This window comes from Bacillus sp. IBL03825 (assembly GCF_024712505.1).
In the GTDB taxonomy this organism is placed as follows: Bacteria; Bacillota; Bacilli; order Bacillales; family Bacillaceae_G; genus Bacillus_A; species Bacillus_A wiedmannii.
In genome coordinates this window covers 3,393,880-3,418,906 of the sequence record NZ_JAMXKE010000001.1, presented here as the reverse complement: position 1 = coordinate 3,418,906, position 25,027 = coordinate 3,393,880, and the positions used below count along the sequence as shown (strand labels likewise).

At 37.9% G+C, this 25,027-nt stretch carries 20 protein-coding genes and 4 pseudogenes; 21 read left to right on the top strand and 3 right to left on the bottom strand.

The window, feature by feature from the left end; genetic code table 11:
- Positions 1-489 precede the first annotated feature (489 nt).
- The 5 genes from hcp (at position 490) to NHG49_RS17420 (ending at position 4,647) form a co-directional block, all read left to right on the top strand.
- Entirely contained in the window at positions 490-1,776 is a 1,287-nt protein-coding gene (gene hcp / locus NHG49_RS17440; protein WP_064475986.1) for a hydroxylamine reductase, read from the top strand.
- Between the two features lie 466 nt (positions 1,777-2,242).
- Positions 2,243-2,563, top strand: coding sequence for a PadR family transcriptional regulator (locus NHG49_RS17435; RefSeq protein WP_064475931.1), 321 nt, complete (start codon positions 2,243-2,245; stop codon positions 2,561-2,563).
- Between the two features lie 75 nt (positions 2,564-2,638).
- Complete coding sequence (locus NHG49_RS17430; protein ID WP_000891990.1) at positions 2,639-2,980, top strand: DUF1048 domain-containing protein; 342 nt, start codon at positions 2,639-2,641, stop codon at positions 2,978-2,980.
- 155 nt (positions 2,981-3,135) lie between these two features.
- Entirely contained in the window at positions 3,136-3,897 is a 762-nt protein-coding gene (locus tag NHG49_RS17425) for an ABC transporter ATP-binding protein (protein WP_064475930.1), read from the top strand.
- The gene (locus NHG49_RS17420; protein ID WP_149173723.1) at positions 3,898-4,647 is read left to right on the top strand and encodes an ABC transporter permease; all 750 of its coding nucleotides are present in this window, start codon (positions 3,898-3,900) and stop codon (positions 4,645-4,647) included. It abuts the gene before it with no gap.
- Between the two features lie 149 nt (positions 4,648-4,796).
- Here the strand turns inward: NHG49_RS17420 and NHG49_RS17415 are convergent, their stop codons facing one another.
- On the bottom strand, positions 4,797-5,762 hold the full coding sequence (locus NHG49_RS17415) for a helix-turn-helix transcriptional regulator (protein ID WP_149173724.1): 966 nt from the start codon (positions 5,760-5,762) through the stop codon (positions 4,797-4,799).
- Between the two features lie 110 nt (positions 5,763-5,872).
- Between NHG49_RS17415 and NHG49_RS17410 the strand changes: the two genes are divergently transcribed.
- The 5 genes and pseudogenes from NHG49_RS17410 to NHG49_RS17390 all read left to right on the top strand — a co-directional run bounded on the left by NHG49_RS17410 (position 5,873) and on the right by NHG49_RS17390 (position 8,735).
- The gene (locus tag NHG49_RS17410; RefSeq protein ID WP_149173725.1) at positions 5,873-6,352 is read left to right on the top strand and encodes a GyrI-like domain-containing protein; all 480 of its coding nucleotides are present in this window, start codon (positions 5,873-5,875) and stop codon (positions 6,350-6,352) included.
- Between the two features lie 146 nt (positions 6,353-6,498).
- Positions 6,499-6,756: a DUF3963 domain-containing protein gene (locus NHG49_RS17405; protein ID WP_098101905.1), complete on the top strand. Its 258-nt coding sequence runs from the start codon at positions 6,499-6,501 to the stop codon at positions 6,754-6,756.
- 243 nt (positions 6,757-6,999) lie between these two features.
- Positions 7,000-7,206: pseudogene (locus NHG49_RS17400) on the top strand (isocitrate lyase); the annotation flags it as partial.
- Positions 7,207-7,715: 509 nt separating this feature from the next.
- Positions 7,716-7,994: pseudogene (locus tag NHG49_RS17395) on the top strand (hypothetical protein); the annotation flags it as partial.
- 582 nt (positions 7,995-8,576) lie between these two features.
- Complete coding sequence (locus NHG49_RS17390) at positions 8,577-8,735, top strand: hypothetical protein (RefSeq protein ID WP_002137521.1); 159 nt, start codon at positions 8,577-8,579, stop codon at positions 8,733-8,735.
- 353 nt (positions 8,736-9,088) lie between these two features.
- On the opposite strand, the gene NHG49_RS17385 is transcribed toward NHG49_RS17390, so the two are convergent.
- Positions 9,089-9,670: a TetR/AcrR family transcriptional regulator gene (locus NHG49_RS17385; protein ID WP_002066413.1), complete on the bottom strand. Its 582-nt coding sequence runs from the start codon at positions 9,668-9,670 to the stop codon at positions 9,089-9,091.
- 274 nt (positions 9,671-9,944) lie between these two features.
- On the opposite strand from NHG49_RS17385, the gene NHG49_RS17380 reads away from it, so the two are divergent.
- From NHG49_RS17380 to NHG49_RS17350, 7 genes are all read left to right on the top strand, one after another.
- Positions 9,945-11,204, top strand: coding sequence for an MFS transporter (locus NHG49_RS17380; RefSeq protein WP_064475924.1), 1,260 nt, complete (start codon positions 9,945-9,947; stop codon positions 11,202-11,204).
- Positions 11,205-11,304: 100 nt separating this feature from the next.
- The gene (locus NHG49_RS17375) at positions 11,305-12,378 is read left to right on the top strand and encodes an LLM class flavin-dependent oxidoreductase (RefSeq protein WP_149173726.1); all 1,074 of its coding nucleotides are present in this window, start codon (positions 11,305-11,307) and stop codon (positions 12,376-12,378) included.
- A 51-nt stretch (positions 12,379-12,429) separates the two neighbouring features.
- A complete protein-coding gene (locus NHG49_RS17370) occupies positions 12,430-13,368 on the top strand; it encodes an alpha/beta hydrolase (protein ID WP_064475922.1) in 939 nt (312 codons plus the stop codon).
- Positions 13,369-14,314: 946 nt separating this feature from the next.
- Positions 14,315-15,745, top strand: coding sequence for an IS4 family transposase (locus tag NHG49_RS17365; protein ID WP_000072035.1), 1,431 nt, complete (start codon positions 14,315-14,317; stop codon positions 15,743-15,745).
- Between the two features lie 553 nt (positions 15,746-16,298).
- Positions 16,299-17,249 carry an ABC transporter ATP-binding protein gene (locus NHG49_RS17360; protein ID WP_141528421.1) on the top strand — a complete coding sequence of 317 codons (951 nt, stop codon included), beginning with the start codon at positions 16,299-16,301 and terminating at the stop codon, positions 17,247-17,249.
- Position 17,250: 1 nt separating this feature from the next.
- Complete coding sequence (locus NHG49_RS17355; RefSeq protein ID WP_098098586.1) at positions 17,251-17,991, top strand: ABC transporter permease; 741 nt, start codon at positions 17,251-17,253, stop codon at positions 17,989-17,991.
- A 352-nt stretch (positions 17,992-18,343) separates the two neighbouring features.
- A complete protein-coding gene (locus tag NHG49_RS17350) occupies positions 18,344-19,774 on the top strand; it encodes an IS4 family transposase (protein ID WP_258126363.1) in 1,431 nt (476 codons plus the stop codon).
- Positions 19,775-20,108: 334 nt separating this feature from the next.
- Here NHG49_RS17350 and NHG49_RS17345 read toward each other — a convergent pair.
- Positions 20,109-20,851: pseudogene (locus NHG49_RS17345) on the bottom strand (NAD-dependent epimerase/dehydratase family protein).
- 114 nt (positions 20,852-20,965) lie between these two features.
- On the opposite strand from NHG49_RS17345, the pseudogene NHG49_RS17340 reads away from it, so the two are divergent.
- The 4 genes and pseudogenes from NHG49_RS17340 to NHG49_RS17325 all read left to right on the top strand — a co-directional run.
- Positions 20,966-21,169: pseudogene (locus NHG49_RS17340) on the top strand (hypothetical protein); the annotation flags it as partial.
- Between the two features lie 386 nt (positions 21,170-21,555).
- Positions 21,556-22,230 (top strand): response regulator transcription factor, encoded by a 675-nt coding sequence (locus NHG49_RS17335; RefSeq protein WP_258126361.1) that lies wholly within the window; start codon positions 21,556-21,558, stop codon positions 22,228-22,230.
- Positions 22,227-23,594, top strand: a complete 1,368-nt coding sequence (locus NHG49_RS17330) for a sensor histidine kinase (protein ID WP_064475920.1) — start codon at positions 22,227-22,229, stop codon at positions 23,592-23,594. The genes NHG49_RS17335 and NHG49_RS17330 overlap by 4 nt, the downstream gene beginning before the upstream one ends.
- 181 nt (positions 23,595-23,775) lie before the next feature.
- Positions 23,776-24,756, top strand: a complete 981-nt coding sequence (locus NHG49_RS17325; RefSeq protein WP_064475919.1) for an alpha/beta hydrolase — start codon at positions 23,776-23,778, stop codon at positions 24,754-24,756.
- Positions 24,757-25,027: the final 271 nt, after the last annotated feature.

Genomic DNA, 25,027 nt, shown 5'->3' with positions numbered 1-25,027 from the left:
CCTGGTATGAAAATATAACATAATCTCTTGTTAATTAGATAAGAGATTATAAAGATTGTAATGTACATGAAATTTCTTAAGTAGTTTCTATATAAATATATCATATAAATAATGTAAGTAATGTTAAGATAGTGTAAATGTATTGTAAATAAAGTGATTTTTCATAAAATCTTTAATCAAAAAATTGATAGTTCTTCAAAATGAAAAAAAGCTATTCTTTCAGTTGAATAATAAAAAGAAAGAATAGCGTTTTTGTATGTCTATTTCTGTTAACTTTCTAGTTTATATGTGATTCAGCAATAGTTTAGATATTTGAAAACCTGAACAATATGATTATGTAATGTTTTTTTGGTGTCAATAAAAATATTATGTCAACAATATGAACTGTCACAAATTTATACTTAGTATTGTGATTGATATCACATCCTTTTATCTCACCGGATATTATGCTTAGTTTGTAAGGAATGATTGGGAGAGGGTGGGATGATCATGTTTTGTTATCAATGTGAACAAACGCCAACAGGCGGATGTAAAGTAATAGGTGTTTGCGGTAAAAATGAAACAATAGCAAGTTTACAAGATACGATTGTGTTTGGGCTAAAAGGAATTGCAGCTTATCGTACGCATGCTGCTCAGCTAGGGTATACCGATGCATTTGTAGATGCTACGACGCAAGAAGCACTGTATATGACATTAACAAATTCCAACTTTAATGAACAAGAACATATTGATATGGCTATGAAAGTAGGGAAATCGGCTTTACGAGTAATGGAGTTGTTAGATGGGGCGCATACGAATCACTTTGGTGTTCCAGAGCCCGTTCAAATTACACAAAACCATGTAGAAGGTAAAGCAATTGTAGTTACTGGTCATAATTTATTTGCGTTAGAAGAGTTATTAAAGCAAACAGAAGGAAAAGAAATTAATATTTATACGCATTCTGAAATGTTACCAGCACACGGTTATCCGCAGCTAAAAAAATATAAACATTTAAAAGGAAACATCGGTAAGGCATGGTATGATCAACGACGTCTTTTCGAAAAATTTACAGGTGCTATATTAGCGACAACGAACTGTGTTATGCCAATTAAAGGGTCATACTCTGATCGATTCTTTTCATATGATATTGCCGGTTTAGAGGGTGTACAAAAAATTGAAAATGATGATTTTGCACCATTGATTCAAAAAGCGCTTGAACTTCCAGAAGTACATATGGAGTCGGATGAGCAGTTAGTAACAGGGTTTCATCATAATACAGTATTATCATTAGCTCCGGAAATTATTAATGCAGTAAAAGAAGGAAAGATTAAGCGTTTCTTTGTCATCGCAGGTTGTGATGCTCCGGGAAAAGGCGGAGAATATTATCGTGAATTAGCAACGTCGCTTCCGCCAGAAACGGTTATTTTAACAACTTCTTGCGGGAAATTCCGTTTTAATGATGTGAGTTATGGTGTTGTACCTGGTACGGAGATTCCGCGTTACATTGATTTAGGACAATGCAATAATTCAATTTCTACAGTGAAAATAGCGGCCGCTTTAGCAGATGCTTTCCAATGTGAAGTGAATGAATTGCCAGTAAGTATTGTCTTATCATGGTTTGAACAAAAAGCGGTTGCTATTTTACTTGGGCTATTTAGTCTTGGAATTCAAGATATTCGTATCGGTCCAAAGGCACCTGAATTTATTTCACCTGGCGTGCTTGATGTATTACAAGAAACATTCGGTTTAAAACTAATTACAACTGCAGCGGAAGATATGGATATGATGTTATCGTAACAAAAGGATGATCTGTCTTATTAAGAAGAGCTAACCTATAGCGCCCCAAAACAAAAATGTAGAATATTTGTTTCGGGGTATTTTCTTTTCTTGGCCGGATAGGTATATGGTGAAATTTCTTTAAAAAGAAAATCGGCTGTATCTGATAGGCAATAGTTGATTTTAGAAAAATATAAAAATCGTGTTGACATTTACAACTACTCAGTCATACAATGTAGAAGTAATAGGTGATACTGAGTAGTGTTGTTTCTCAAAATGTTTTCAGTAAACAATAGGTAATAGCGGATTTTAGAAAAAATTTGAAAATCAGTTGACATCTATAGCTACTTAGTCATACAATGTAGTTGTAATAAGTAATACTGAATAGTGTGGTTTTACTCAGAAGCTATTCAGTAAAAATTCGCCTTAGTACTCTGTGATACTGAATATAAGTCAGACAGAATAGGGGGTAAAGGAGGATCAGGACATGGAAAATTTAACTGAAATGCTAAAAGGTTCACTGGAAGGGTGTGTGCTGGAAATCATTAGTCGCCGTGAAACGTATGGCTATGAGATTACCCGCCACCTGAATGATCTTGGGTTTACAGAGGTTGTGGAAGGGACGGTTTATACTATCCTCGTACGATTAGAAAAGAAAAAGCTTGTGAATATTGAAAAGAAACCATCAGATATGGGACCGCCTCGTAAGTTTTATTCATTAAATGATGATGGCCGTCAGGAGCTTGAATTATTTTGGGAAAAATGGGATTTCGTTTCTTCAAAAATTAACGTCTTGAAGTCAAACTAGCCTCATAAAATAAAATGTTCCGGCTCATATTTGGAGAATTTCTTGTTCTGCTTTATAAAAAAGGAGGAAAATAAGATGTTGGAAATGTTTAAAAAATTAATCGGTGATAAAAAAGAGTACAAAATGATGATGGCACGTGTTGGAGCACTACCGGAAGATTATCAGTTTGTGTTTAAGAAAATTCAAAACTACATGTGGAATTTCTCAGCGGGTAATGGAATGGATATGCTGCACATACAGTATGAATTAATCGATTTGTTTGAAGCTGGTGCAGCGGAAGGTAGACAAGTGCTTGACATTACTGGGGAGGACGTAGCATCCTTTGCTGATGAACTAGTGGCAAACGCTAAAACGTATGTCTCTAAGTATCGTGAAGATTTGAATGAAAGTATTATGAAGAAATTGAGAAAAAAATAAATGCAATTAGTAATACCGACTGATTAGCTGGTTACAAATGTAAATTGCCACCATCGCTATTCAGTTATATTTTTAAACCGCTACTAAGTAATACAGATTATCAGTGATACTAAATAGAGGTTATAGGTAACCTATTTTAATAAGGGGGAAAAAGTATGAGCAATGCAGCAATTTCTGTAAAAGGGTTAAAAAAATCTTTTAAAGATAAAGAAGTCTTAAAGGGAGTGGATTTTGAGGTGCAGCGTGGCGAAATTTTCGCGCTGCTAGGCTCAAATGGAGCGGGAAAGACGACAACGGTCAACATCCTTTCAACGCTAATGAAACAAGATGATGGTGAAGTAAGTATTTGCGGTTTTGACGTCCAACGTCAATCAGATCATGTTCGTCAAAGCATCAGTTTGACAGGACAGTTCGCAGCTTTAGACGGCATGCTTACTGGAAGGGAAAACTTGATAATGATTGCTAAGTTACGTGGTGTTTCCAATCCCGCGCAAGTTGCTGATAATCTACTTGTAAGATTTAGCCTGACTGATGCGGCCAACCAGAGGGCAGACCAGTATTCAGGCGGGATGAAGCGCCGACTTGATATCGCGATGAGTTTGATTGGGGCGCCAGCAGTTATTTTTCTAGACGAACCAACGACTGGACTTGATCCGGAAGCGCGGATCGAAGTGTGGGATACAGTCAAGGAACTTGCCGGCAGTGGCACAACGATCTTACTTACGACTCAGTACTTGGAGGAAGCAGAACAACTGGCGGACCGTATCGCTATTTTGCATGGCGGAAAAATCATAACGACAGGTACTCTTACAGAACTGAAAGAGATGTTCCCGCCAGCAAAAGTAGAGTATATCGAGAAGCAGCCGACGTTGGAAGAAATTTTTCTTGCGATTATCGGTAAAAAGGAGGAGATGTAAATGAAAAGCAAAACAGGGGTATTACTAGGGCGCTTAATGCGTAATATTATGCGTAGTCCGGATACAATTATTACAGTAGCAATTACACCGATTATGATGATGTTATTGTTTGTCTACGTGTTTGGCGGGGCTATAAAGACTGGAACGGATAACTACGTTAATTATTTATTGCCGGGAATTTTGTTAATGGCTATCGCATCCGGCGTGGCTTACACTTCTGTACGATTGTTTACGGATGTAAAGAGTGGGCTGATGGCACGTTTCATTACGATGCCTATTAAGCGCTCATCGATATTGTGGGCTCACGTTTTAACTTCTCTTGTTGCTAATGTACTTACTATCGTGGTGGTTATTCTTGTTGCGCTCTTAATGGGCTTTCGTTCTAGTGCAAATATGCTAGATTGGCTTGCGGTAGCGGGAATACTGGGTATGTTTACGTTAGCGCTAACATGGCTAGCTATCATTCCAGGGCTGAAAGCGAAGTCTATGGAAGGGGCGACAGCGTACTCGTACCCACTCGTTTTTCTTCCATTTATTAGTTCGGCCTTCGTACCTACCGAAACGATGCCTAAAATTGTCCGTGTGTTTGCTGAGAATCAGCCTGTAACTTCAATCGTGAATGCGATTCGTGCCCTATTATATGAAGGGACTGTTGGCAACGATATTTGGACTGCACTCGCTTGGTGCGTAGGTATCATGATCATCTCTTACTTTTTAGCTAGTAAAGCATTTAAACGTCAGTTAGGGTAAGTGAATTAAGTCATCCGAAATTATATATATTTGAAAAAGCACGGGAAGATTTTCCGTGCTTTTATTATGTATTGTGCTCTCATGGTAAAAAAATATGGGCAACAGGTAACGAATTAAACTCAATATTTTGAGGTTTAACCAATCACTGCTTATGGAGAATATAAACCTAACCGCTCTTGTAAATCGTTTAATATTTCTTCAGGCATTTCCCTGATTGTAATATCTTTCCCTAGGAAAAGTAGCCAATGTGTTATCTCTGTCACTTCATCGGAATTGTTAACATCGATAAATGTTTTTAAAATGGCTGTGGATTGGTAAGGGTTTGTATAAGAAATTGAAATTTTTAAAGGATGGTATTTTTTGTACTGGGCAATCGCTTTTGGACCAAGTTCAAGTACAAGGTTAATTGCTTCGTCCTTCTTATTGAGTTTTTCTAAAATCTGTTTCTTATTTAACCTCTTTTTCGTCGTGTACGGTTCGGTATTGATGAGGTCATCGACAGGAAACATCATCTTCTTTTCCTCTTTTAAGTCGAACCCTTCAATGATCCAATGGCTTTTTTCTTGATAAAGGTGTAATAGATAAATTGGGTAAGACTTGATTTCTTCTTCTTCTTCTTTGACGGTAATCAATAAATGTCTATCCAAAAGAAGGATTTGGATGAGTTTTTCTAACATAGGGTGGGGTAGGTCAGAAAGCTCAAGTAGATCGGGATTATGAGGGTTAGTCCCTTCAAAAAGCAAGAGTTGATTTAAAAGAACGAGGTCATCTTGCTGGATTTCTGAGATGAGTCCTAGTAGTTTTTCGGCTAAAGATTGGCGACTTTTTAAATAGGGAAGTTGTTGATTTCTTGTAGCCATAAAGGCAATAAAAAGAGCTTTGACTTCATTGTCAGTAAAGCGAACAACGGGCAGGATAGAATTATGCATGACAAAATATCCACCAGTTCTTCCAACTTCAGCGACAAGTGGCATGCCCATAGCTTCAATGTCTCTAATGTCTCTAATAGCTGTCGATCGTGATATGTTAAATTCTCGCATGATTTCAGTAATCGTAAAGTGGGAGCGATTGTTGATATACCGCATAATTGTATTAATCCGTTCAACTTTTTTCATTGGAGTCTCCTAAACAGTATCATTTTTTGACATGATTTAAGGATATTATAAACGTATCAGATGAAAAGATAAATCGTTTGATTCATTTTAAAAAAAGGAAGGTTTTGAATATGAAAAATTATACGATTGAAGAAAAAGATAGCTTTATTGTGTTAGGTATTGGAACTGAAATTAAGAGTGACTATACAAACTTTGCTGGAATAAATAAAGAAAAAGAAGACTTTTGGTCAGCTGTTAAAGAAGATGGAAGGTTGGACAGATTAAAAGCTTTAGCTACAAACGAATATATTTTTTCTGTGAGCGAAGCGGTGAATAATAAGATGATGTATTATGCTGGTGTCATGACAGAAGCACAAATAGAAGAAGAATCTAGAGTGATCCAGTTTCCGAAGGGAGAATACTTAGTAGTGAAAGGGGAAGACAAAACGGCTGAAGAGCTAAGTAATAAGTTGACTGGCATCGCCTTCGGTCAAGCTTTACCAGATGCAAAAGATTTTGCCTATGTTGGTGGACCGAATACAATGGTTGAGATGGGGCAGAGAGACGGTTTAGTATTTGGTGAAATGTGGATTCCAGTTGTTAGGAAGTAAAGTGATAAAAGGTACGAATATGGAAAGTAGAGGCTAACAATATTAAATTGTTGGTCTTTTTGACATAAATAAATTATTCATATGCTGCTACACATTATGTTCTGATAAAATGGAATAAAAGGGAATTAATGTAAGTTAGTGGCAGGGTGAATAAAAAAAGGATATTTGAGTTATTCATAGTAGTGTTTGTTTTTCTATTCCTTCATGTAAGCACATTTACTAATGAAAAATTTAACGATAAATTGGGTTCCTTTACTTTCGTTGTTCTATTTCTTATGGTTTATATTTACGCTATATTTATAGAACGGTATTTTGATGATATACAAAAGTGGGTTCGAAATATCACAATTTGTTTTGCTTTGTTAGTAGTTGCTGTAGTATCACTATGGATAGGTTACTTTTAAAGCCTTGTGATTAAGGAAATTTTGTTTTGTTATCTTTCCTTAACAACAAACAAGACGCCAACCAGATCATGGTAGCGCCTACGATAAGTACTATTGGTTTAATCATTAATAAGTATATCTGGACCCTTTTTCAACATATACGAGAAACCCGGAATAAATACGATACTAAATATAATAATGGAAGACCACATATTAAAATGAAATTTTTTACCTACAACTAAATAGTAGATGTTATGGACCAAGAAATTAGCACGCGGCTATAAAGAACGTGGTATGGCAGCGTATTCTGAATTACAACAGGCCGAATTTGCAGCAGAAGAGCATGGTTATTTTGCTATGCGTCATCAACGCGAAGTCGGAACAGGTTACTTTGATGAAGTGGCACAAGTGATTACGGGTGGAACTTCATCTACGACAGCGTTGAAAGGTTCTACGGAAGAATTGCAGTTTAAAGATGTGGAGAAAGTCTTAAAAAACATTGGCGTTTTGAACAAAAATTGCAGGTGTTTGTTGCATTTTAAATTATAATATAAGTAACTCTTTTTATTGATATATATCTGTCATTTCTTGTTACAGAATCCTTATTACAAGGATTCTGTTTTTTTGCATTAAATTTCTACAAACAAAAAAGATAAGATCGGAGAATTCAATCTTATCTTTAGTACAAGGAGTAACATAAGGGATAATCATCATATTTTTATCACGCTTTATTTGTAAATGTTTCAAATTAGAAAAGGTTAGCTCTTCACTTCACCCCAGCCAAAAACCTTACACCCAAAAACGAAGGGTAACTCAATTATCAAACTCATATTAAGTTTCAATCTTGCCTAAGCACCCATTAGGATATACAACTGATCATCTATTTTTCTTTACATAATCTCCAGATACAGTCCATATCAACTATAGATTCTTGTCTTATGCTAAATGTAGTTCCAAACAAAACAAGGAGGTAATGAAAAATGATTAAAACATTATTAGCAGGAGCACTTTTAAGTACAGGATTGGTAGCTGGGGGTGCAGTAGGTGCAGATGATGCGAAAATGAACAATTTAAAATCAAATGAAGATAGTTCAAATCAAGTAATTACACGGAGTGCAGATGGAACAACGTCTTTCTCACAAAACTTTGATGTACCTAAAGATGCAGTGCCAGCAACTCCTAATGGAGATGCAAAAACTGTTGAAAGAACAGAAGGTACAGGTTCTCAAGAAGGAAAAATGGTACCAACAAAAGAAGGAAATTAAATACTATATAGTTATAACGAAGAGCATCCAAAAAGTGGTGCTCTTTTTATATTATAGGGATCAACTGGTTTTACTCAATATAGAACTGTAGTGGAAATTTAAGCTAGAATATGGGTTACTGTCTCTTCAAATCAGGGTGTTTGAAGCACTAGTTTTGATGGTAACGTTACAACATAAACATTTTATTAGAGATTTTTTAAATTTACATACACTCTAGATAAACTACATATCAACTTCAGATACTTGTTTTATGATACAAGTAATCAAACAAAAGGAGGGCAATACAAAATGATTACAGCAGTATTAACAGGGCACTCTTTTAAGTACAGGAGATTATTAACAGGTGGAGAAAATGTTGAAGATGTACAGACAGAAAAACATATTCCGTATGAACAAAATGAATTGTAACAAACTCTAGAAAAGTACGATTCGAAGAAATTTGAGTTATAAAAAGAAAATAGATAAATTGACAAGAGAAAAGCACGTGTATATCACAGGTGCTTTTTATTTTCATTTTAATATAGGGCTTGAATTAAATTTTTACACTAAAATATATGGTAAAAAGGGAGGAGTTCATTGCACAAAGTTATTTATGGAATATTAATTTTAATTTATACTTTGTATTCATTTTTTGTAAGTGATGGAAGTGAAGTTGGGTTTATTATGGTGTTAACTATAGTACTTATCTTTTCTGTGGTTTTAGAAAAAGGAAATGCAAACAAAACGACTGATTAAAGGTCTTTTTGTTTGCGTTTTTTTAGTTGGCTATTAAAGTCCAGATGTTTTAGGGATAGCACCAAATCGCCATCAAGCTTAAAGAACGATTTATCCCCAAACAATAAATACGAGCAACATGCATAAAATTTTCGTTCTGGAGGTGGTATGAGATTTTGAGTTGATGGGCATGTGGTGCTCCCTCATACCCATCAACTTAAGAATTCAGAATTACCCCGAAATGAAAAAATGAGCATTTTTGTTACAAGTTAGCACAAAATTTCGTTCTGGGGGTACTATAAAATTGTAGCTTGATGGAGATTTGATGTTCCCACTATAAAGGTATGGTTTTCGTACTTTTAAATACAATTATGTCACTTAAGTAATGTGAGCGTCGCTGCTATTACATTGTCCACAAATGAACGTTGGGGGCGAGATTTCATCATAACCGTTAGACCGATTAACGCTACAATCAGTGCCTGTGCCAAAGACTTTGCATCTGTGTTGAATTCCAGCTCACCTGATTGGATTCCTCGTTCGATCGTCTCCTGAAAAATGACGGCGAGGTACATTTGATGTTCTCTGGTCAAAATTTCAAATCTCTCATCATGAGGTGCTAGTTCAACCATTGTATTGATACAAAAACAACCTTTACTAAGATCCCCTGCGTATTCTTCATTGACGACATCGGCAAAGAAAATAGAAAATGCCTCTTTTACAGAGGAGTGACTTTGAAGCCTATTTCGTATATCAGAGGCCCGAGACATTGTATACCTGCGAAGTGCGGCTTCAAATAATTCTTTCTTATCTCCAAAAGTCGAATAAATACTAGGACGTTGAATGCCCATTCTGGAAGTAAGATCACTTAATGAGGTAGCCTCATATCCTTTCTCCCAAAATAACTGCATTGCTGCATCTAAAACTTGATCCTCATCAAATTCACGGGTTCTTGCCATTAAGAATTCTCCTCTTCAAACTTTGATTTTATTAATTGTTTTAGGATAGGTGTGTAGGTAATTACAATTATTTTTTTAATTACCAGACAGTATGTAATTATTATATAATTAGCCATTCTTCATGTCAAATTAAGCTCCATTAAGTTAATGTAACATTAACTTTAGTGTAAAAATCGTTGACAGAATGAATAAGGCTAAGTTATATTTACCAGTAATCATATTGTACCGAACGGTATGTTATGATTAAAAATCTAATGTGATTGGAGGTCAAGGTATGTTCAAAACAGAGACAAATATAGAAGATGATCCACTCTACACTAAGATAAGTCATAAATCTTCCATAACAAAACCTAATTTGAATCAACAGCCATCCATGTCTCACGCTTTGGCATTATTGTTTGCGGCTGCCTGTGGAATGTCTGTTGCCAATATTTACTTTGCACAGCCGTTGCTTGATCAACTATCTAATGAGTTTGGTATTAACCATTCCATTATTGGTGTTGTTATTACCGTTACACAAATTTTTTATGGAGTGGGCTTACTGCTACTCGTACCACTTGGAGATTTGCTAAACCAGCGACATCTAATTGTCGGTCAGATGCTATTATCTACAACAGCTCTGGTTATAGTTGGTACTGCTTCCTCCAGCATGGTACTTTTCGCAGGTATGGCTTTGGTGGGTCTGCTTGCAGTTGTGACACAGACTCTCGTGGCGTTTGCAGCGACCATCGCTTCCCCTAGAGAAAGAGGACGTGTCGTTGGCATTGTAACAAGTGGAATTGTTATTGGTATACTTCTTGCACGTACTTTTGCTGGTATATTAACAGATGTTGTGGGATGGCGTTCTGTATATCTATTTTCTGCTGCGCTCATGCTTTTGATGGTTTTTATGTTTATAAAGATGTTGCCCAATGTTGAGCGCGAGGTAAAATCGCTATCCTACCCTCAGTTGATTAGATCGGTGCTTACTTTATTTATTCAAGAACGAACGTTACGCGTTCGCTCCGTTCTAGCCATGCTGATTTTTGCTGATTTCAGCATTTTGTGGACTTCACTAGTACTGCCACTTAGTACACCGCCAATTGCTCTATCTCATAGTGCAATTGGTGCATTCGGTCTTGTAGGTGTGGCTGGAGCCTTAGCTGCGGCACGGGCAGGGAAATTGGCCGATCAAGGTTACGGACAACGAACGACAGGCATTGCTTTAGCTCTATTATTGATTTCATGGTTGTTCATCAGCTATATGGAGCAGTCATTAATCGCATTAGTGATAGGGATAATTCTACTTGATTTGGCCGTACAAGCAATACATGTCACGAATCAAACCATGATTCTTCCATTGCATACAGAAGCACGGAGTCGACTTACTGCTGGATATATGGTTTTTTATTCTATCGGCAGTGCTGGTGGTTCAATTGCTTCGACTCAAATATACGCACACTTTGGCTGGGGAGGGGTTTCCTTACTCGGAGCCTCTGTCAGTGCTTTCGCTCTTCTTTTTTGGGCTATGACCAGACGAGTTAAGATTTTATGAAATAAACGTGTGTTAGCCAATATGAGAAACATGTTACTTCCATAAAGGAAATGATTAATTTTTTTGACTTAAAATCTAATTAGACTAGGAGAGATAACAAATGGAAATAGGTATTACGTCTTTTGTAGAAACGAAACCAGATGTTCATAGTGGTGAAGTGATAAGTCACGCACAGCGATTGCGTGAAGTTGTTGAAGAAATCGTTCTTGCTGATCAAGTAGGACTTGATGTGTTTGGTGTTGGTGAGCACCATAGGGAGGATTATGCAGCATCCTCTCCAGCGATGGTTCTATCAGCGGCGGCACCACAAACGAAAAAGATACGGCTTGCGAGTGCAGTAACCGTGCTTTCTTCAGCTGATCCTGTGCGTGTTTTTCAGGATTTCTCTACACTGGATGGCATTTCAAATGGACGTGCAGAGATTATGGCGGGTCGTGGTTCCTTTATCGAATCTTTTCCACTGTTTGGTTATGAATTGAAGGACTATGATGAACTGTTTGAAGAACATTTGGACCTACTGCTCAAAATACGTCAGTCCGAAAAAGTGACTTGGGAAGGCAGACATCGACCGGCAATCAATAATTTAGGTGTGTATCCAAGACCTGTTCAAAATCCTTTACCGATATGGGTTGGTAGCGGTGGGAATCAGGAATCTGCTATCCGTGCCGGTTTTCTGGGATTACCACTTATGCTGGCGATTATTGGTGGTAGCCCAATGCACTTTGCACGAATTGTACAACTATATAAGAAAGCGGCGGCTCACGCTGGTCATGATGTATCAAAACTTCAGGTGGGGTCTCATTCGATTGGATTTGTTGGAGAGAATACGGAATTGGCAGCAGAGACATTTTTCCCTTCCACTCAGGCAGGCATGAATAAACTTGGTAAAGAGCGGGGGTGGCCTTATTATGATCGTTCCAGCTTTGATACTGCACGAAGTTTTGAAGGGGCGTTGTATGTTGGTGATCCAGATACGGTCGCCGAAAAAATCATCCATCTTCGTAAGCATGTAGGGATTACACGCTTTATGATGTATGTACCATTAAGTACCATGCCACATGATCAAGTCATGCGTGCCATAGAATTGCTTGGAACAGAAGTTGCCCCTCGTGTGAGAGAGGAAATTGCCAAATGGGAAGCTGAAGGAGAACAGGAGACACATCTATTCCGCTAATTATTCGATAAGGATTGCATCAAGTCTCATTATTTAACTGGAGGAATTTATATGAAAATTGACAGTCGAGTATTACCAGAATTAAAACAGGCTTTCTCACAATTTCCAGGCTTTCAATTAGAGGGGGATTTAGAGGTGAGTCGAAGTCTCTTGTCGAATCCACATTTGGAAAAATCAGAGCTTGTACACATGACCAAGCGAATGATTCCTGGCGCAGCCGGCGAGATGTTAGTTAAAATTTATGAACCCGTTGAGAAAAATCTTGATAAACTTCCAGCTATGCTGTGGATTCACGGTGGTGGATACGTAATGGGCCACCCTGATATGGACGATGTTTTGTGTGAACGCTTTGTTCAGACTGCTGAATGCGTTGTTGTGTCTGTCAATTATCGACTTGCGCCCGAAAACCCTTATCCAGCGGCTATTGAAGATTGTTATGCAGGCTTGGTTTGGATGACAAATGAGGCAGACTCGCTTGGAATTGATGTAAATCGAGTTGCGATCGCCGGCGCAAGTGGAGGCGGTGGGCTAACAGCAGCGCTTGCATTAATGGCTCGTGATAAAGGAGGTCCATCTATTATTTTTCAGATGCCGCTGTATCCGATGCTTGATAGCCACAACATAACACCATCAAGCTATGAGATTATAGAAGAAAATGCAACATGGAATAGATCAAACAATTTAACGGCTTGGAATATGTACTTAGGAAAGAAGAACGATACTAACGAACAATCTCCCTATGCCGTACCTTCGAGAGCAGACAACTTAGCAGGACTACCGCCAACTTATACATGTGTAGGTCAACTCGATTTATTCCGAGATGAAATTATTGAATATGTAACACGACTTGCACAAGCAGGAGTAGATGTTGAATTTCATCTCTACCCCGGCTGCTTCCATTGCTTTGAAGTACTTGTGCCTGAAGCCGAAGTGAGTCAGCGTGCCAGTCAGAATTATTTTGATGCGATGGCACGGGCGCTTCATCCATAACTTATCTTAGTTCAGTCATCGGGGTGTTCAACTGAAGGCATGAGTGATAGCTCTAAATTTATTCGATGAGTAGAGATTACAGAAAGAAGTACAAATAGTGCCACCATATACTTTAAATTTTGCCCCTTACTCATTGATTAAAAACAGGAAATACTGCAAAGGTGGAATAGTTAACCAAGGTGTCAAAATAGTGTGCTAGCAATTCAACTTTTTTACTGCAGTTACGATGATAAGCACAATCAACACTTTGGAGCGTTTTTTTTCGTAAGTCGAGTTACTTTTTTAATCGCATTCATACTAAACAGCAGCAGGAAAGGGCGCCAATTGAACATTGGCACCGTTTATAAGAAGCGATAGACTGCATCCTTAGTTGGATCTTCATTTCAAGCTCGGAAAAAATAGAATTAAGTTCTTTTGGTAGTTGATGATATTGGTTATTTTGAGCTATTGTAGTTAAGGCACCTCTTCTGTGGTAGTGATTTCTAGGTAATCTCACTATAACAAGAATCGAGGTGCTTTTCATTTTACTCAAGTTGTACAGTACACAATTGATAGACTCTAAATTCAATATTGCTAAATCTCCCAGCTTATTTTATAGGTGCGAAAGTTGAGTTATTTAATTCCCATCTTAATGAAGAATTATTGAAATATATTTCTCCATTAGAATGGGAACACATTAATATTCTAGGAAAATACCGATTTAGTATAAAAGAAATTGCATCATTAGACTCCCTACAATCACTACAAACAACTTAACAGTAAAAAGCCAATTATTCTCTTAGAGTACCGGAAATCGGCTTTTTCTTATGAAATTTTGCTTAGCGTACGAAATTCGCGTTTTGATGGTGCTACCCCATTACCATAAAGCTAAGGTTTCACACTATTCATTAAGCAAAAAAGACGTTATTCTTACTGTAGAATTATAGGAAAGGATGGCGTTTTTTGTATGTCTAATTCTGTATCTGACGACTTACAATTATTTGCACAGGAGATAAAGAGTCTTTTATCCCCAAATACCTTACAGAATCTAGCTAGAGATGTTGGATTTGTACAGCGAACAAGTAAGTATCAAGCACAAGAGTTAGTAGCTTTATGCGTATGGCTAAGCCAAAGTGTAGCAAAAACTTCCTTAACCCAGTTATGTAGTTGTTTAGAAGTATCAACAGAAGTACTCATCAGTCCTGAAGGACTAAATCAAAGATTTAACGCCGCAGCCGTCCAGTTTCTACAACAAGTTTTAGCCAAACTTCTAAACCAAAAGTTATCTTCAGCTAAGCTAATTTCTTCTCCATATACTTCTATTTTCAAGCGTATTCGTATCTTAGATTCAACTGCATTTCAACTCCCGGATGTATTTTCATCGGTTTATCCAGGTGCAGGAGGATGCAGCCATACAGCTGGGATAAAAATTCAGCTTGAGTATGATTTGTTAAGCGGACAGTTCCTACATATTCATACAGGTCCAGGTAAACAACATGATCGCACTTACGGCTCTCTGTGTGCCCCAACTGTGGCAGCGAATGATTTATGTATCCGAGATTTAGGTTATTTTCATTTAAAAGACCTTCAATATATACAAGATCAAGAGGCCTACTATATTTCTCGTATCAAGTCGAATACACGTATTTATCAAAAAAATCCTAACCCTGATTATTTTCAAGATGGAAGAATTAAGAAAGGTACAGAGTATATACAGTTAGATATGGAGACGGTAATGAACTCCCTTCAGCCAGGACAAACATGGGAAATAGCTAATGCTTATGTAGGAATGATTGATAAAGTGTCAGCTCGTGTAATTGTCCATCGATTAACAAAACAACAGCAACAAAAACGATTACAAGATCAAGCTGTAAGAGAAAAAAAGAAAGGAATGAAGTATTCTCCTCGTAGTAAACGACTCAGTGGTATCAATGTATATATGACAAACACTTCTACAGATATTGTCCCGATGGGACAGGTACATGACTGGTATTCTTTGCGTTGGCAAATCGAAATTTTATTTAAAACGTGGAAGTCATTCTTTCAAATCCATCATTGTAAAAAGATAAAATCAGAACGATTGGAGTGCCATTTATATGGCCAATTGATTGCCATTCTACTCTGTTCTTCTATCATGTTTCAAATGCGCCAATTGCTCCTCATGAAGAAAAAACGAGAGCTTAGTGAGTATAAAGCCATATATATGATTAAAGACTATTTTCTTCTTCTATTCCAAACTATACAAAAAAACACCCAAGAGCTATCAAAGGTGTTACTCCGCCTGTTCAATCTCCTACAGCAAAACGGGCGGAAATCTCATCGATATGAGAAAAAAACGGTCTTTGATATATTAGGTGTCGTTTACAATTGTACCATGTCTGATAATCAAGCCGCTTAATTCAAAAAAGTGAAACCCGTTAGGGTTTATTTCGTATGCAAATCTTTCAATCACCTACACTTGCCCTTTAGAAAAAGAAACAATCTCGCCTAAAATTGACTTTGCATAAGCTTAGCTTGATAGCGATGTGGTGCTACCCCATGTCCATCAAGCTAAGATTTTTAGGTACCCCCTAAATGGTAATTTTGTGTTTTTATAGCACTGAAGTTTATTTTTATCGTTTTGGGGGTGTAATAAAACTTTAGCTTGATGGCGATGTGGATCGTACCCCAGATATCACAAAATGATGAGAAAAATGACAATACTGTAAGATAACGAACTATTTTGTAAGGAAAATCACTCGTTTCATTAGCAAATTTTTTCTATAGTAAAGATAAGAAGAAAACAAATAGGGTGATATGAAAATGAGTGTTCTTGAAGTAAAAGGTTTAACGAAATTTTATCAATCAAAAGGTGCGGTTGCGACCAATCTGATTTTTCTTTACAGGCTGTTCGGCTGTTCTTAATGAATTCATGAAATGAGGTTGTACTTATATTGTAAGGAGTGGGACAATTGAAAACGGTACTATCGGTGCAACACCTAACGAAAGAAATCAAGGGCAAGTTGATTGTGCAAGACATATCGTTCGATGTGGTAGAGGGAGAAATTATTGGATTACTTGGTGCGAACGGAGCGGGCAAGACAACCACGATGAAGATGATAGTTGGTCTAAGCACAATAAGTGCTGGGGACGTGCAGATTGCAGGTTACAGTATTAAAAGTCAGTTTTCTAAAGCACTCTTCAATGTAGGGGCAGTGATTGAAGCACCTGCATTCTATCCTTATTTGAGTGGGTACGAAAATTTACGTCAATATCAGCGTTTGCACAAAAATGCAAGTAAGGATTGGTTGCTGGAGGTAGCCAGTCTAACTGGCATAAAACATGCGCTTGAGCAGCGAGTAGGCACGTACTCCATGGGAATGAAACAACGCTTGGGAATTGCACAAGCACTACTGCGAAAGCCAAAGTTGCTTGTGTTAGATGAGCCGATGAATGCACTTGATCCTGCTGGTGTCCGTGAAACCCGGAACTATTTAAATAGAATTGCGGCAGATTTGGGCGTAGCAATTGTGATTTCCAGTCATCAACTGTCTGAGATTGAGCAGATGGCACGCCGAGTGGTTATTATGCAGAATGGCTGCTTAGTGACAGAGCAACGGATTGATGATGGGTTAAATGATGGGGAATTCTGTATCGCTCTTCACATTGATAATGTTGAGCTTACAAGCGAAGTTTTGGTTAGCTTGTTTGGGGATGATTATCATGCATTGGATTATATGCAGACTGAGAAATTATCTAACGGTTTGCATACTATAACAGTAGCTATTGATGAAGCTCAAGTTCCAATGTTGATTCGAGCATTGTGTGATGCCGGGGTGGAAGTTCATCGGGTGTTGTCGGCACATACGAGTTTAGAGGATAAGTTTTTAAAATGGACAACTGCACGTGGTGAGGTGAGTTAAGTTGTTATGGAATGAATGTTTGAAGATAGTGAATAAAAGAATCTTTATTCTTTCACACATTGGTTTTATTGTGATGACGGTACTGTTATCTTGGGCATACACCAGTAATATCAAGGCTGATGATACGGTGGCTCAAATAGTAAATGCTTTGCTTGGCCTATCGGGAATGCTTGTTATTCTACCTTGGGTGATTGTTTTGTCACCTCTTATTTGGACGGATGAGTATCAATATGGAACTCTGAAGCAACTGTTCCTGCATACATCCTCGCGCTCACGGTTGTATGTTGCAAAAATTGCTGCGATGATTTTGCTCATCATTACGGGTGTTGTTAATATATTCATTGTTTCTTTGTTAGTAAATCTTCTGATGGCTCCAAAAAACATACAATGGGGCGACATGACGGATGTTATATACTCTATCGGAGCAATCGTATTACAATGTTGCCTATATGCAAGTCTAGCATCCTTGATTGGCGTGTGGACGAGATCAGCTGCTATCGCAGTAGGTAGTAGCTTAGTGCTATACTTTTTACAAATGATATTTGGAGGTAGTCTCTTATCTACATCATGGACACACATTCTATTCATTCATCATGATGATTTAAGTGTTTATTGGAGCACGTCACAATATAAATCGGAATTAGTTGGCTTACCTATTTCGTTAGCGATAGATATCACCTATATTTTGTTTTTCTTTGCAATTGGATTATGGTTGTTCGTCAAAGAGAGAGGAGCAGACTAAACATAACACGGAGCTAAGAATGAGCAAAATAGAATACAGTTATGTCGCTTATACCAATACTCGGGATAAGGGTATGGAAGATAAAATAATGAATGTGAAACTGAAAGTAGCCAATAATGATAATTGATTACGCTAGTCCAATAAACCAGCAGCAGTCTAGGACTTTATTTTTTTGTCAAAGACTACCGCTGGTTTTACATTAAGGTCAGTCTAATATTTTATCTTTTTCGGGCAGAAACAATAGAATCAGGGGTACTACTACATCGCTATTAAGCTAATAAAACTAAATTTCCTTAAAATGAAAAAATACGCTATTCTTTCTGTAGAATCCTAGGAAAGGATGGCGTTTTTTATGTCTGTTTCTGTGTCTGACGAATTACAACTATTTGCTCAAGAGATTCAAAATTTTTTATCTCCAAATACCTTACGGGATCTTGCTAGAGAAGTTGGCTTTGTAAAAAGAACCAGTAAGTACCAAGCAAAAGATTTAGTAGCTTTATGTGTATGGTTGAGCCAAAATGTAGCTATGACTTCTTTAACTCAGTTATCTAGCTGTTTAGAAGCATCAACAGAAGTACTCATCAGTCCTGAGGGACTGAATCAACGGTTTAATAAGGCAGCTGTTCAACTTTTACAACACCTACTAGCCGAACTACTAAACAAAAAATTGGCCGTATCTATGTCGATTTCTTCTCCCTACACTTCTGTTTTCAAGCGTATTCGTATTTTAGATTCAACTGCATTTCAACTCCCGGATGTATTTTCATCGGTTTATCCAGGTGCAGGAGGATGCAGCCATACAGCTGGAATAAAAATTCAACTTGAGTATGATTTGTTAAGTGGACAGTTCCTACATATTCATACAGGTCCAGGTAAACAACATGATCGCACTTACGGCTCTCTGTGTGTCCCAACTGTGACAGCAAATGATTTATGTATCCGAGATTTAGGTTATTTTCATTTAAAAGACCTTCAATATATACAAGATAAAGAGGCCTACTATATCTCTCGTATCAAGTCGAATACACGTATTTATCAAAAAAATCCTAACCCTGATTATTTTCAAGACGGAAGAATTAAGAAAGGTACAGAATATATACAGATAGATATGGAAACGTTAATGAACTCCCTTCAACCAGGACAAACATGTGAAATAGCTGATGCTTATGTAGGAATGATTGATAAAGTGCCAGCTCGTGTAATTGTTCATCGATTAACAAAACAACAGCAACAAAAACGATTACAAGATCAAGCTGTAAGAGAAAAAAAGAAAGGAATGAAGTATTCTCCTCGTAGTAAACGACTCAGTGGTATCAATGTATATATGACAAACACTTCTACAGATATTGTCCCGATGGGACAGGTACATGACTGGTATTCTTTGCGTTGGCAAATCGAAATTTTATTTAAAACGTGGAAGTCATTCTTTCAAATCCATCATTGTAAAAAGATAAAACCCGAACGATTGGAGTGCCATTTATATGGTCAATTGATTGCCATTCTACTCTGTTCTTCTATCATGTTTCAAATGCGCCAATTGCTCCTCATGAAGAAAAAACGAGAACTTAGTGAGTATAAAGCTATAAATATGATTAAAGACTATTTTCTTCTTCTATTCCAAACTATACAAAAAAACACCCAAGAGCTATCAAAGGTGTTACTTCGTCTGTTCAAACTCCTACAGCAAAACGGGCGAAAATCCCATAGGTATGAGAAGAAAACAGTCTTTGATATATTAGGTGTCGTTTATTATTGTACCATGTCTGATAACCAAGCAGCTTAATTCAAAAAAGGAAACCCGATAGGGTTTATTTCGTATGCAAATCTTTAAATCATCTACGTATAGACTTTCGAAAAAAGAAACAAGCTTTCTTATCATTGACGTTACACGGGCTTAGCTTGATAGCGATGTGGTGCTACCCCATTATGCTGAAACGGAAAAGAACATCTGTGGAACTAGTGGTGACAATAGAGTTGTTCCACAAATGAGACAGAAGAATAGTGTGCCCTATCTAAAGGAATTGTGATATTACGATTTTATAAACTGTATCTATTGAAAATAGAACAAATAAAAGCTAAATAACAATAATATAATCTCTTTTCTAGATATGCATTTATCAAGAATCAAAGAACTTAATACCACTTAGTACAAAAGCATCAGAACTAGGGCTATAACCAACTAACTTTCTTGTTCCTTCAATATCAATTCGTTTAAACCTGTTGTTAGATACACCATGTAAAATTGAAAATGGAGGTAAGTTCTTTGCCGTCATCGACTTTAAGAGAAGGTCCATAAAATCTTCTGGGTTTAAGTATGTACTCATATCTCTAGCTGTTAGTGGTTTACCGTATGGATTATTATACGAATAGCAAGACTTTGTAACCCTTCTTCATAAGCAAAGTAAGAAGCAACAGCCTATGCGAAACACTTACTTACCCCGTACATATTTTTGGGTCTCGTGGGTGAATAAGCATGTGGTTGATAATCCAAAGGATAGCCTTCAATTGTTTGAGCACTGGGAGCAACTATCACTTTGGATACATTATTATCACTAGCAGCTCTAAAAATATTATAGGTTCCCTTTATATGATTTTCTAATAAGGAGCCATAAAAATCAGCATTTGGCGAAGGATTACCTGCCAAGTGTATAACTATATCTATCCCTTTCGTAAATTCTTGACAAGCAGCTAAATCAGAAATATCTAAATATATGATTTCATGATTTATATCTTTAAAAGTTTCTAAAGCAGATAAGTTAATATCTGCTAGCCGTAACTAGTAATTCCCTTGCTTATCTAGGAATCTTGTAACATCTTGGCCAATCTTACCTGCAGCACTTGTAACTAAAATTTTTTGCATTTCACTTTATCCTTCCATAAAAAATATATCCCTTGTCAAGGGTCATATAATAGAGCATGCACTTATTGTATGTTGGTAATGGCATTAAATAAAACGAAGAAATATAATGGAGGCATGAATAAAATTCATGAGGAGGACCATAGTTCACTTAAATTAACAAATAATGATTTGGAACGAATGTGCAATCAAAGTTGACACGGCATTTACGCATTTGATGAAAAATAATTAGTGGGTATGGGACGTGTTATTTCAGATGGTGTAATTACTGGAGTAGTTTGGGGAATGTGTGTTCTACCAATCTATCTGTCCGAAGGAATCGCCGCCATGTACAAATAGCGCTGGGAAATTGAATCATTTTTCCGCTGGATTTAGCTGAATTTGAACGTTTCCGTATTGTTTGGCACAACATCCAATGCGTTGTTCAATCAGTTATTCACAGCTATAATTGCCTATGCTTTGCTGAAATTTCTTCGTGCACAAGGCCAAAAGACAAAATAAACGCTTGTCATTTGCAGGTTTCACACGCCTGTTTTTTTGTGAAGCCTTGTCAATTGAGTGGAAAATTAGTTTGAAAGAAACACTTGAATTCTACAGGTCGATAAATCAAGAAACTGTATTACTTTGGTTAATCAACATACGTGTTAATTTATAGTATAATGATTGCTTGAAATAATGCGGTGGAAAACAGGGAAAAGAGGGAAACGATGCCTACTATACTAGTTGCTGACGACGATGCGAACATTCGCGAACTCGTCTGTTTATTTCTACGCAACGACGGATTCGCAACAGCTGAAGCAGCGGATGGCAAGGAAGCACTGGCTGTCTACATCTCAACGAATGTCGATCTTGTCGTACTTGACATTATGATGCCGATTATGGATGGTTGGACGTTAAGCAAGGAGCTCCGAAGAGCCAATCCTGATCTACCTTTACTTATGCTGACTGCGAGAGGAGAAACATGGGAGAAAGTGAAAGGTTTCGAACTTGGGACGGACGATTATTTAACCAAACCATTCGATCCGTTAGAGTTGATGGTTCGTGTTAGGGCACTACTCAAACGATACAAGATTGGCTCCACGCAGACGATCCATTTAGGGAACGTCATCCTTGATCGACAGACCTATAAGGTGATGAAAGGGACGGAGTCGCTTACGTTGCCGCTAAAGGAGTTCGAATTGCTGTATAAGCTCGCTGGAACACCCGGACAAGTCTATACGCGCGTGCAGTTGATCGATCAGATTTGGGGTATCGATTACGCCGGAGATGATCGAACGGTAGACGTACATATTAAACGGCTGCGTGAACGTTTCGCGACAACACCCGATTTTCGGATCGAAACGGTGCGCGGGCTTGGGTATCGGCTTGAGGTTTATGAATGATCAGATCCTTATATATACGTGTTGTCCTGACATTTTTAGTCTCCATCATCGGGGGCACGATCATTTCTTTTTTGGTGTCAACTTGGATATTCGAGGATAAATTGAACGAAAACGCTCAAATCAACTTACGTAACTTTGGCCAAGACATCGTCCGGATTTACAAGACCTTTCCGTTACGTGAAGCGGACTTGTTCGTAAGTGAAATGAAGCAGCTCGATTCTTATTATATTCGAATTTACGAAGCAACGGGTCAGTTCAAGTCTTACGGTAAACTTCACGGACACAAACCTGCGCCTGTGACGATGGAGCAACTAAAGAAAGTATTAGATGGAGGTGTTGTTCAGGACACTCCTAATGGTATTGCCACGGTCCTCTTAGGGCTACCGTTGAAAACGGAAATGGGAACGAAAGCGATATTTTTGGAAGCGCTCGCCCCTCCTTCAGCCTCTTTTGTCACAAAGTGGGCAGTGGTCTTTGCAACATGTTCGTTGATTGCAGGAAGCTTATTGATTCTAGTTGCCTCTGTATTCCTGGTAAGACCGATAAAAAAGCTGACAAAAGCGACCAGGCGGATAGCATCTGGAGATTTCAACGTCAAGTTGAATATTAAGCAAACGAGTGAGCTGGGTACTTTGGCTCGCAGCTTCGAAGAAATGATGCACGATCTGCAGCAACTTGAGCAGATGCGCAGGGAATTCGTAACGAACGTGTCGCACGAGGTTCAGTCTCCGCTCACTTCGATATCCGGTTATGCTCTAGTGCTTAAGCAAGTTGACCTCTCAGAATACGAACGAAGCCGTTATCTTGATATTATCATCGCTGAAGCGAAAAGGATGTCCAAAATGAGCGATAACCTGCTAAAGCTGAGTTTTCTTGAATCGCAGTCAAAGCAACTGCGGCTCGTCACGCTCAGCCTCGATGAACAAATCCGACGGATAATTGTGGCGCTCCAGCCACAATGGTCTGCTCGCGATATACATTTCGAGCTTGATTTACAGACAGTTAAAGTAACGGCTGATCATGACCTGTTAAATCAGGTTTGGACGAATATCCTCAGAAATAGCATCAAATTTTCCGAGGATGCCGGCGTGATTAACGTAAGCATCAAACAAGATACCAAAAACGTGACAATCCTAATATCCGACACTGGTATTGGTATTCACCTTGACGACCAGAAGCGTATATTCGAGCGTTTTTTTAAGGCTGATCGTTCCCACAGTCGCAAGTATGACGGAAGTGGTATGGGACTCGCTATCGTTAAACAGATCGTGTCGCTTCATCAAGGTGACATCCGAGTGAAAAGTGAACTTGGTCAAGGAACGACCTTCATTGTCACTTTGCCAATCACTACACCAACAGATTAGTTAGATTCATTCTCTATGCTACGACTCATATGCAAGCTTACTTGCATATGAGTCGTAGCATTTTTTTTTGCAGTTCATATTCAGTTCATATTGTCGTCATGGTGAGTACATCTTCATTGATTAAGTTTTCATTACAGGCACATAAAGGAAGGCAAACAGATCAGGACAGGAGAAGATGACAGTGACACAACAAGAGGAAAAGAAAACGCTGAGTGGAATGAAAATAAAGAAAGTGCGAAGCATCTTACTTAAAACCATAGGAGCAATCGTTCTAGCCATTGTACTTTTTTTAGGTATTGTTTATATCGTAAATGTGATGAGTAGTCATTCGGAGCAAAAACGAATAGTGCCCTACGGGCAGCACGTATCTGTAGACGGGAAAAACATGAATGTGTTAATTCAAGGCGAGGGCGAGGAAACAATCGTGCTCCTGCCTGGTTATGGAACAGCTACTCCAGGGCTTGATTTTAAGCTTCTTATTGATGAATTATCTCCATTTTACAAAGTTGTTGCGGTAGAGCCTTTCGGTTATGGATTAAGTGATGAAACTGTAAAAGAGCGAACCACGGAGAATATGGTAAGTGAAGTTCATGAAGCTCTACAGCAGCTTAATATTAACAGATACATGCTCATGGGCCACTCCATTACAGGTATTTATGGAATTGATTATGTGAACAAATATCCAAACGAGGTGACTGCATTTGTCGGAATCGATAGCAGTGTTGCAACACAACCGGGTATGGATATCAATTTCCCATTAAAAACGTTTGCATATCTCAAAAAATCAGGTCTCTTAAGATTGGCTATGAAAATTAGTGCTGACCCCTATGCTGGACTGGCATTTGATGAAAAAACCGTAGAGCAAATGAAAATGATTTCGAATAAAAACATGTATAATGACACAACCTTGAATGAGATGGACCATATTTCGTCTAATTTTAAAGGGGCTCAAGGTTTAATCTTCCCTAAAAATCTTCCACTTCTTCTCTTTGTACAAGCGAATAATGAAGATGTAGCAGGATGGATACCTCTGCATGAAGGGCAGATCAAAGACTCGGTACATGGAAAAGTAGTAACCATGGATGGATCACATTATTTACACCATACCAAATTCAAAGAAATCGCTGAAAACGTTAGACTATTTATAAAAGAAGTAAAGTAAGTGTTCAGAGAAAGGTTCATTCGTTATTTTATGCATTTGTCTACAGTCTGCAAGACCATCATTTCGATGGTCTTTTTTATGTCCAAACAGTTGTATATTTCCAAACCAAGATTATACTTTCGCCTGAAAGATATTGGGTTGCATTTTCATATTAACTAACGAGGCAGGTGTGCGGCCGAGCCTAGGTCGTATCATATAACGGGTGGGATTCCCGTCGAGTAAGAACTAGCCATTCGCTCGTAGCGAGTCTTGGAGGGCTAAAGGTAACTTT